Source organism: Bacillus sp. AP50, assembly GCF_040492675.1.
GTDB classification, from domain to species: Bacteria; Bacillota; Bacilli; order Bacillales; family Bacillaceae_G; genus Bacillus_A; species Bacillus_A cereus.
The window spans coordinates 1-9177 of sequence record NZ_JBEUTW010000332.1; the positions used below are offsets into that span (position 1 = coordinate 1).

Below are 9177 nucleotides of genomic sequence, written 5' to 3' on the forward strand. Positions count from 1 at the left end.
GGATCATAAAGAGCATGAAGCAGTAACACATAGATCAGAAAAAGAAAAAGAACAGATTATAAATAGATTAAAGAGAATTGAAGGACAGGTCCGCGGTATTCAAAATATGATTGAAAATGATCGTTATTGCGTGGATATTTTAGTGCAAATTTCAGCGATTAATGCAGCGATGAAAAAAGTAGGAATGGGTGTATTAAAAAACCATACAAGTCATTGTGTTTCAGGTGCTATTAAAGATGGCAATGGTGACGAAGCAATTGAAGAATTAATGACTGTATTTGAACGTTTTTCAAAAGCGTAAAAACAAGCTAGTATGTCACTGGCTTGTTTTTTTTTGTTTACCTTCATAATAAGATCTCGGCGTATTGATGTGAAAAAGTGTGTGTAAAATAAACTTTTAGAAAATAATTGAAAAATCATGATATAAAACCATTGATTACCTTAGGGGGGTATGGTAAGATGTAATTGTGATTAACAAACAATGAATAAACAAGAGGAGGATTTTAAATGGAACAGTTAACATTACAGGTTGAAGGTATGTCTTGTGGACATTGTGTAAATGCTATCGAAAGCAGTGTGAAAGAGCTAAACGGTGTTGAACAAGTGAAGGTTCAATTAGCAGAAGGAACTGTTGAAGTTACTATCGACTCGTCTGCCGTAACATTAAAAGATATCGTTGCTGTAATCGAAGACCAAGGATACGATGTTCAATAATTATTTTTAGATATGGAAATAAATCGTACTTTAAATGAAGTACGATTTATTTTGCTAATAATTATACCTCATAAGGGTATATAGAGGTGAGAGACATGAATGAAAAAAAAGAGGCCAATCTTCAAATATCAGGAATGACATGTGCGGCATGTGCAAATAGAATTGAAAAAGGTCTAAAAAAAGTAGAAGGTGTTCATGAGGCGAATGTAAATTTTGCACTTGAAAAAACAAAAATAATGTACGATCCAACTAAAACAAATCCGCAACAGTTTAAAGAAAAAGTTGAATCGTTAGGATATGGAATTGTAAGTGATAAAGCTGAATTTACTGTTTCAGGAATGACATGTGCAGCATGTGCAAATAGAGTTGAAAAGCGTTTAAATAAGTTAGATGGTGTGAACAAAGCGACAGTAAATTTTGCTTTAGAATCAGCTACAGTAGACTTTAATCCTGATGAAGTTAATGTAAATGAAATGAAGAGTGCGATTACGAAGCTAGGATATAAATTAGAAGTGAAACCAGATGATCAAGATGCATCAACTGATCATCGATTACAAGAAATTGAAAGACAAAAGAAGAAGTTTATTATTTCGTTTATTTTATCTTTCCCATTATTGTGGGCAATGGTTAGTCATTTCTCATTTACGTCGTTTATTTATTTACCGGATATGTTAATGAACCCTTGGGTGCAACTAGCACTTGCAACCCCTGTTCAATTTATCATTGGTGGACAGTTTTATGTTGGAGCTTATAAAGCGTTACGTAATAAAAGTGCGAATATGGATGTTCTCGTGGCGCTTGGAACGTCGGCCGCGTATTTCTATAGTGTATATTTAAGTATTCAATCTATTGGTTCTTCGAAACATATGACAGATTTATATTTTGAAACGAGTGCGGTACTTATTACATTAATTATTTTAGGTAAATTATTTGAAGCGAAAGCAAAAGGGCGCTCATCAGAAGCAATTAAAAAATTGATGGGTTTACAAGCGAAGACAGCTACAGTTGTGCGAGATGGAACAGAAATAAAAATTTTGATTGAAGAAGTAGTAGCTGGTGATATCGTCTATGTAAAGCCTGGTGAAAAAATACCAGTAGATGGTGAGATTGTAGAAGGAAAGTCAGCAATTGATGAATCGATGTTAACGGGTGAAAGTATTCCTGTTGATAAGTCAATTGGGGATGTAGTAATAGGTTCGACAATAAATAAAAATGGATTTTTAAAAGTGAAAGCAACTAAAGTAGGAAGAGATACTGCATTAGCTCAAATTATTAAAGTAGTAGAAGAGGCACAAGGTTCAAAAGCTCCTATTCAAAGGGTAGCAGATCAAATTTCAGGTATTTTCGTACCGGTTGTAGTTGTGATTGCGATTATCACATTTGCAGTATGGATGATATTTGTTACACCTGGTGATTTTGGCGGAGCACTTGAGAAAATGATAGCAGTACTTGTTATCGCTTGTCCATGTGCATTAGGTCTTGCAACGCCTACATCTATTATGGCAGGATCAGGAAGATCAGCAGAGTATGGTATTTTATTTAAAGGTGGAGAGCATTTAGAAGCAACGCACCGATTAGATACGGTTATTTTAGATAAAACGGGTACAGTGACAAATGGGAAGCCGGTGTTAACAGATGTAATTGTAGCAGATGGATTCAATGAAAATGAACTGCTTAGATTAGTAGGGGCAGCAGAAAGAAATTCTGAACATCCACTTGCAGAAGCGATTGTAGAAGGAATTAAAGAAAAGAAAATTGATATCCCAAGTTCAGAAACGTTTGAAGCGATTCCGGGATTTGGTATCGAATCAGTTGTAGAAGGAAAACACTTATTAATTGGTACACGTCGATTAATGAAGAAATTCAATATTGATATTGAAGAAGTTTCTAAATCAATGGAAGCGCTAGAACGAGAAGGAAAAACAGCAATGCTTATTGCAATCGATAAAGAATATGCTGGTATAGTTGCCGTTGCAGATACTGTAAAAGATACTTCAAAAGCAGCTATCGCAAGACTGAAAAAAATGGGTCTAGACGTTGTGATGATTACAGGAGATAATACACAAACTGCTCAGGCAATTGCAAAGCAAGTTGGTATTGATCACGTAATTGCAGAAGTATTGCCAGAAGGAAAAGCAGAAGAAGTGAAAAAACTGCAAGCAAATGGTAAGAAAGTAGCGATGGTTGGAGACGGGATAAATGATGCTCCTGCTCTTGCTACAGCGAACATTGGTATGGCAATTGGAACGGGAACGGATGTAGCGATGGAAGCAGCGGATATAACGTTAATCCGCGGTGACTTAAATAGTATTGCTGATGCGATCTTTATGAGTAAAATGACGATAAGAAATATTAAACAAAATTTATTCTGGGCATTAGCTTATAACGCGTTAGGAATTCCAATTGCGGCATTAGGTTTCTTAGCCCCTTGGGTTGCTGGAGCAGCGATGGCATTTAGTTCTGTATCCGTTGTATTAAATGCATTACGATTACAAAGAGTTAAATTAAAATCTTAAAGAGCTACATTAAGTAATTGAATAGAATTAAAAAACAATACTTTGAATAAGTATTGTTTTTTTGTTCGTATAGAAATTAAAACGATATAATAAAGCAGAAATATAGAATCGTATGTAGTAGAAAAGTTAAGAGGTAGTTTCGTAAGGAGACTTATATATGTTAAAAGATATTATAATTAGAACATTCCAGAAAGAAGATTTAGATCAAGTATTACAATTGTTCTATGAAACAGTTCATACGGTTAATGCAAAAGATTATAATGAGTTACAGCTACAGGCGTGGGCACCGGAGCGACTAGATAGAGAAAATTGGTTACAGTCTTTAGAAAAGAATATTAGCTATGTAGCGGATCATAAAGGTGTGATTGTGGGGTTTGGGGATTATAACGATGATCGTTACGTAGATCGTTTATTTACGCATAAAGATTATCAAGGGAAAAGAGTCGCTTCATACATACTACAGAAGTTAGAAAAAGAAGCAGTGAACCTAGGGCATAGGGAGATATATACAGAGGCGAGCATTACCGCAAAACCTTTTTTTGAAAGTAAAGGTTTTATTTGCATAAAAGAACAAAAGAAACAACATAATGGTCAGATTTTTATTAATTATGTTATGAAAAAAATATCCTTCTCATAAATGAGAAGGATATTTTTCATTATTTTACAGCTTCTTTTAGTTCTTTACCAGCTTTGAAAGCAGGTACTTTAGAAGCTGCGATTTGCATTTCTTCACCAGTTTGTGGGTTACGGCCTGTACGAGCAGCTCTTTCACGAACTTCGAATGTACCGAATCCGATAAGTTGTACTTTTTCACCAGCAGCTAAAGTGTTAGTGATTGATTCTACTACAGTTTGTACAACTACAGTAGCTTCTTTTTGAGAAATCTCAGCATTTTGTGCTACGTTTTTAATTAATTCTGTTTTGTTCATGTTTTTCACCTCATATGTAAATAATGCTATTTAAGTTGTTATTATAACGTATAAAACATTCGAGAACAAGTGTACGTACATATATTCGCAAAAAAAATGAAATTTGTAATATTTTTTAGGGCACTTTATAGACATTCCATTTAAGCGGACAGAGATTTGTTCTTCATTTCAGTCTTCTCTTGATGAGCAGGTAGTTTCTTATTATAAGATATGAAGTAAGGTAGTGCTACAAATAACATACCTCCTACTAAATTTCCAAAGAAAACAAAAATAAAGTTTGGAAAATATTCAGCCCAAGTGAAATGACCGGCAAAAATGGCGGCTGGGATGACAAACATATTGGCTACAACGTGTTGAAATCCAATCGCAACAAAAGTCATAACCGGGAACCAAATACCGATAATCTTTCCGATAAATTCTTTACTTCCCATACTGAGCCAAACAGCTAAACAAACGAGCCAATTACATCCGATTGCAGAAATAAATGCTTGCAATGGTGTATCTTGTAGTTTCGCTTGAGCGATAGAAATAGTTTTTGCTAAAAAAGCTCCTTCAGTTAAGCCAACGATATGACCGAAAAAGTAGGCTACAAATACAGCCCCTATGAAATTGCTAAATGTAACAATAACTAAATTTCGTATGAAATAAAATAAAGTAATTTTCTTTTGAAGCCAGGCCATAGAAACTGTCATCATGTTACCAGTTACTAGTTCACCGCCTGCAAGAATAACGAGAATAAGGCCAATAGGGAATACAGCAGCGCCTAGAAAACTAGTAAATGATCCCCAAGCCTTTGGCATTGTTCCAATAACATGAATATCGAGTAAATACCCTAATGCTATAAAAGCACCGCCAAAAAAACCGAGAATTAACATAGGGAGTAATGATAAATGAGCTTTTTTTCTTCCGGAATTAGCAGCAAGTTCCGTAATTTCTTCTGGTGTAAATACAGACATGAATAACCCCTCCGTAATAAAATGATGGAATGAATAGAAAAAATTTCGAAAATCTATGTATTATAAAAATATGTTATGACTTCTGTATAAAATTGTCAAAGTGAATAGAGAGGGAATTACATATTGATAACATTGTTCATGTTGTCACATGAATGTAACAATAAGGATTTAAAGTGTTTCTAGAGGTGAAAACATGAATACGAATCATGTAAAAAAAGAACGAAAAAAATCAATCGTAAAGATATTTATTATTAGTTTTATAAGTATATTAATGATACCAGTAAGTTTGTATTATTATGCGACAGAAATAGAACGAAAACTAGTAACAGTTACGTGGAATGAAATAGAAGCTTCTACAATTCCTAAAGAGTTTAATAATAAAAAAATATTGCAGTTTTCAGATGTACATTTAGGACCAGAGTTTACACTGAAACAACTTGAACATTTAGTGGAGAAGATGAATGAATTACATCCAGATATAGTAGTTTTTACCGGAGATTTAATAGATAAATTTGGGTCTTATAGTGCGGAAAGAGAAGAAGCGAAGGTTATTTTGCAGAAAATTTACGCTCCCTTAGGGAAATATGCTGTGTTTGGGAATCATGATAGGGGCGGGGGCGGTAGTTTATTTTACAAAAAATATATGGAAGAAGCTGGTTTTTCTGTATTAGTAAATGAAGTACAGAAAATTAAAGTGGAAAACGGCAAATATATTATAATATCAGGTTTGGATGATTTTCTATTAGGGAAGCCGCAAATAGATTCAACTTTAAAAAACTTGAAACAAAATGATTTCAACATGTTATTAGTACATGAGCCGGATGTTGTAACCAAAATAAATCGTTACCCAGTTGATCTTCAACTGTCAGGACATAGTCACGGAGGACAAGTCCAAATTCCTTTTGTAGGTCCGTTAATTACTACCAAACTAGCTGAGCACTACGTTGAAGGTATGTATGAAGTAGAGGGGAAGAGTAAGCCGTTATATTTATATGTAAATCGTGGCATTGGGACTACTAGGATGCCTGTTAGATTTTGTAGTGTACCTGAACTTTCAATTTTTGTGTTGAAGCAAAATAGTAACTAGAATATTTAACAATATGATTCCAAGGAACGTGCGATGTTGGTCGATGGAAAAGAGTTTCTTAAAACTTTAGATGTGACAAAGTAATTTTCATAAGTAAAAAACAACAATAGGACCTATAAAGGGACCTATTGTTGTTTTTATCCTGCATTGATTGCCCATAAATGTCCGATTGATGAGGGCTAATTATAGTTTTACTTTGTTATTTTTGCAAGGAAAGACCATCAAAATATGTTCTATAGTTACTAGAGAATTCAAAGTTGTTTTTTGCATCCCAATTAATAGACCAAGACATTAGGCCGCGGAATGCAGGATAGCCACTCTGGTTAGAAAGTTTATACTTTCCTCCGAATGGAACTCCTTTAATGATATAATTTAAAGCTTTTTTCATTTCAGTTGGCGAAATGTATCCACCACTTGGAGCTGCCGCTGGTGCTGCTGGAAGCCCAATCATGACTTGATCTGAACGAAGAGCTGGGAAAATGTTATTTGCATTACCACCTACAGGAAAACCATGTAAGAGCATATCTGCCATAGCGACCTCGTAGTCTGCAGTACCTTGATTGTAGTTATTACCGTCCATTCCAATCCCGCTACCAGCGTTGTAGTGTTGAACGTGAATGTATGTTAGTTTATCTTTCACTCCGTAAATAATTGGTAAATATGCACCCCATATGCTTCCATATGCGCTATATCCGCCTTGAACATAAGCTGTTTCAGGGGCCATGCTTAATAGAAAATCTGGACCATAATGATCTGAGATTGTTCGAATAGCTGAAATAAGATTTACGATTTGAGGGGTAGTTGGGTTTTTGAAGTTAGTGTCATTTCCGTTTAAGTAAATACCTGATTCAAGGTCAATATCTATTCCGTCAAAACCGTATTTATCGATCAGAGATTGTATGGAATTAATAAAACGATCCTTAGCGGCATTGTCAGGAAGTAAAACGACCCCATTTTGTCCACCTATTGAAAGAACTACTTTCTTTCCTTTACTTTTTAAATAAGAAATATCTGATTTGAATTCTGCATCTGTACCATACACAGGAGAAAATTCAACAGTGGAACGATCACCACCAGTTTCACCAAAAGATACATTGATTACATCCCATTTTGGTGAAACGTCTTTTAATTTAATAATGCCAGTACCGTTATCAAAATTATGCCAGTATCCAACGAGTAATTTTGAACCTAAATTGTTTGCTGCTTGTGCTTGGAAAGGGGATAACGGTAGAAGTAAGAACATTACTAAAATACAACAAAAAAATTTGAACTTGTTTAACATATCAACACTCCTATACAAAAAGTTGTCTAGATGTATAATCTTGTTTATTTAATAATATCTGAAAATTCTTTCTTTTGTAAAGGGACTATAATTTTCTCAACAATTGTGTATGGGAAAGTATTAAACCTAATGTAATAATTTTTGAAGGAGGTTGAATTTTAATTGTTGAATTCAGAATATTTTGATATATTTTAAAGTATAGGACAAAATCTTTCGCACAGTACTCTTACATAAATTTCAAAATTTAGTTTGGAAGGGGATGTACAAGATTTGGATAAAAATCTAAAGAAAGACCTCAAAATACGCCACATTACAATGATTTCAATTGGCGGTGTAATAGGGGCTGGTTTGTTTGTTGGAAGTGGTGCAGTTGTACATTCGGCAGGACCAGGTTCTATCGTTTCATATGCATTAGCAGGACTTCTAGTCATTTTCGTCATGAGAATGCTAGGAGAAATGGCAGCTGTTAATCCGACAAGTGGTTCATTTGCAACGTATGCAAGAGAAGCGATTGGTCCTTGGGCGGGTTATACAATAGGCTGGTTATACTGGTTTTTTTGGGTAATTGTTATTGCAATAGAAGCCACAGCAGGTGCTGGTATTATCCAATATTGGATTCCACAAATACCGCTTTGGTTATTAAGTTTAATATTAACAATTTTATTAACGCTGACGAACGTTTTTTCGGTGAAATCATTTGGAGAGTTTGAATATTGGTTTTCTTTTATTAAAGTAATAAGTATTGTTTTGTTCCTTTGTCTAGGTCTTGCTGTTATTTTAGGATTTGTTCCAGGAACAGAAGCACCCGGCACTTCGAATTTAATTGGACAAGGTGGATTTATGCCAAACGGTATAAGTTCGGTACTGCTTGGAATTACTGTCGTTATATTTTCATTTATGGGATCAGAAATTGTAGCGGTAGCCGCAGGTGAATCTGCAGAACCTGTAAAAGCAGTAAAAACAGCAACAAACAGTGTGATTTGGCGTATTCTTGTATTTTTTATTGGGTCTATAGCGGTAGTTGTTACGCTACTGCCATGGAATTCAGCAAACATATTAAAAAGTCCATTTGTAGCTGTATTGGAACATATAGGAATACCAGCTGCGGCACAAATTATGAATTTTATCGTTTTAACAGCTGTACTCTCTTGTTTAAATTCGGGTTTATATACAAACTCAAGAATGCTTTTTTCGATGGCAGAAAGAGGAGATGCTCCAAAGGCGTTTTTGAAATTGAACAGTAGTGGTGTTCCAGTTCGGGCCGTTTTATTTGGAACTTTCTTCGCTTATATTGGCGTTGTGTTTAGTTACATTTCTCCAGATAAAGTCTTTTTGTTTTTAGTGAATGCATCTGGCGGGATTGCGTTACTAGTTTATCTCGTTATTGCAGTTTCGCATTTAAAGATGCGTAAAAAAATGGGGAAAGTGGAACAACAAAATTTGAAAGTGAAAATGTGGCTTTTTCCGTATGTAACGTATGTTACAATTGTTGCTATTATAGCAGTTTTAGTTGCGATGTTCGCAATTGATACTTTACGTTCACAAGCACTTTTAACAATGTTTGTTACTGTTCTTATCATACTTTCTTATTTTATTTTTAATAGAAATAAAAATAGCACAGTTTTGAATCCTAAAAGTAAGAATGAGGAATCTGTTCGATTCTAATTTTCTAATTTTCGAAGAGAGTTACACC

Annotated in this window: 9 protein-coding genes; 6 read left to right on the forward strand and 3 right to left on the reverse strand. The window is 34.6% G+C overall.

What is annotated here, in order from left to right; genetic code table 11:
- The 4 genes from ABWK52_RS21540 to ABWK52_RS21555 all read left to right on the forward strand — a co-directional run.
- On the forward strand, positions 1-301 hold a 301-nt coding region (locus tag ABWK52_RS21540; RefSeq protein WP_353772122.1), incomplete at its 5' end, for a metal-sensing transcriptional repressor.
- Between the two features lie 206 nt (positions 302-507).
- A complete protein-coding gene (copZ, locus tag ABWK52_RS21545; RefSeq protein WP_000436973.1) occupies positions 508-714 on the forward strand; it encodes a copper chaperone CopZ in 207 nt (68 codons plus the stop codon).
- Between the two features lie 95 nt (positions 715-809).
- Positions 810-3230: a heavy metal translocating P-type ATPase gene (locus ABWK52_RS21550; RefSeq protein WP_001003182.1), complete on the forward strand. Its 2421-nt coding sequence runs from the start codon at positions 810-812 to the stop codon at positions 3228-3230.
- 157 nt (positions 3231-3387) lie between these two features.
- Positions 3388-3867, forward strand: coding sequence for a GNAT family N-acetyltransferase (locus tag ABWK52_RS21555; RefSeq protein WP_000910158.1), 480 nt, complete (start codon positions 3388-3390; stop codon positions 3865-3867).
- Positions 3868-3886: 19 nt separating this feature from the next.
- On the opposite strand, the gene ABWK52_RS21560 is transcribed toward ABWK52_RS21555, so the two are convergent.
- Both ABWK52_RS21560 and ABWK52_RS21565 read right to left on the reverse strand, forming a co-directional pair.
- A complete protein-coding gene (locus ABWK52_RS21560; RefSeq protein ID WP_001043904.1) occupies positions 3887-4159 on the reverse strand; it encodes an HU family DNA-binding protein in 273 nt (90 codons plus the stop codon).
- A 140-nt stretch (positions 4160-4299) separates the two neighbouring features.
- A complete protein-coding gene (locus ABWK52_RS21565; protein ID WP_000110530.1) occupies positions 4300-5115 on the reverse strand; it encodes a formate/nitrite transporter family protein in 816 nt (271 codons plus the stop codon).
- Between the two features lie 193 nt (positions 5116-5308).
- Between ABWK52_RS21565 and ABWK52_RS21570 the strand changes: the two genes are divergently transcribed.
- Positions 5309-6202, forward strand: a complete 894-nt coding sequence (locus ABWK52_RS21570) for a metallophosphoesterase (protein ID WP_001095345.1) — start codon at positions 5309-5311, stop codon at positions 6200-6202.
- Positions 6203-6401: 199 nt separating this feature from the next.
- Here ABWK52_RS21570 and ABWK52_RS21575 read toward each other — a convergent pair whose 3' ends face one another.
- A complete protein-coding gene (locus ABWK52_RS21575) occupies positions 6402-7484 on the reverse strand; it encodes a chitinase (RefSeq protein WP_000932440.1) in 1083 nt (360 codons plus the stop codon).
- A 270-nt stretch (positions 7485-7754) separates the two neighbouring features.
- On the opposite strand from ABWK52_RS21575, the gene gabP reads away from it, so the two are divergent.
- Positions 7755-9149, forward strand: a complete 1395-nt coding sequence (gene gabP, locus ABWK52_RS21580) for a GABA permease (RefSeq protein WP_000360110.1) — start codon at positions 7755-7757, stop codon at positions 9147-9149.
- The last annotated feature ends 28 nt before the right edge of the window (positions 9150-9177 follow it).

What these genes read in the sequence shown, in the direction of transcription:
- ABWK52_RS21565 (WP_000110530.1), bottom strand. Translation starts at nt 5,115, where the DNA reads ATGTCTGTATTTACACCAGAAGAAATTACGGAACTTGCTGCTAATTCC.
- ABWK52_RS21550 (WP_001003182.1), top strand. Translation starts at nt 810, where the DNA reads ATGAATGAAAAAAAAGAGGCCAATCTTCAAATATCAGGAATGACATGT.
- ABWK52_RS21575 (WP_000932440.1), bottom strand. Translation starts at nt 7,484, where the DNA reads ATGTTAAACAAGTTCAAATTTTTTTGTTGTATTTTAGTAATGTTCTTA.
- ABWK52_RS21555 (WP_000910158.1), top strand. Translation starts at nt 3,388, where the DNA reads ATGTTAAAAGATATTATAATTAGAACATTCCAGAAAGAAGATTTAGAT.
- ABWK52_RS21570 (WP_001095345.1), top strand. Translation starts at nt 5,309, where the DNA reads ATGAATACGAATCATGTAAAAAAAGAACGAAAAAAATCAATCGTAAAG.
- ABWK52_RS21560 (WP_001043904.1), bottom strand. Translation starts at nt 4,159, where the DNA reads ATGAACAAAACAGAATTAATTAAAAACGTAGCACAAAATGCTGAGATT.
- copZ (WP_000436973.1), top strand. Translation starts at nt 508, where the DNA reads ATGGAACAGTTAACATTACAGGTTGAAGGTATGTCTTGTGGACATTGT.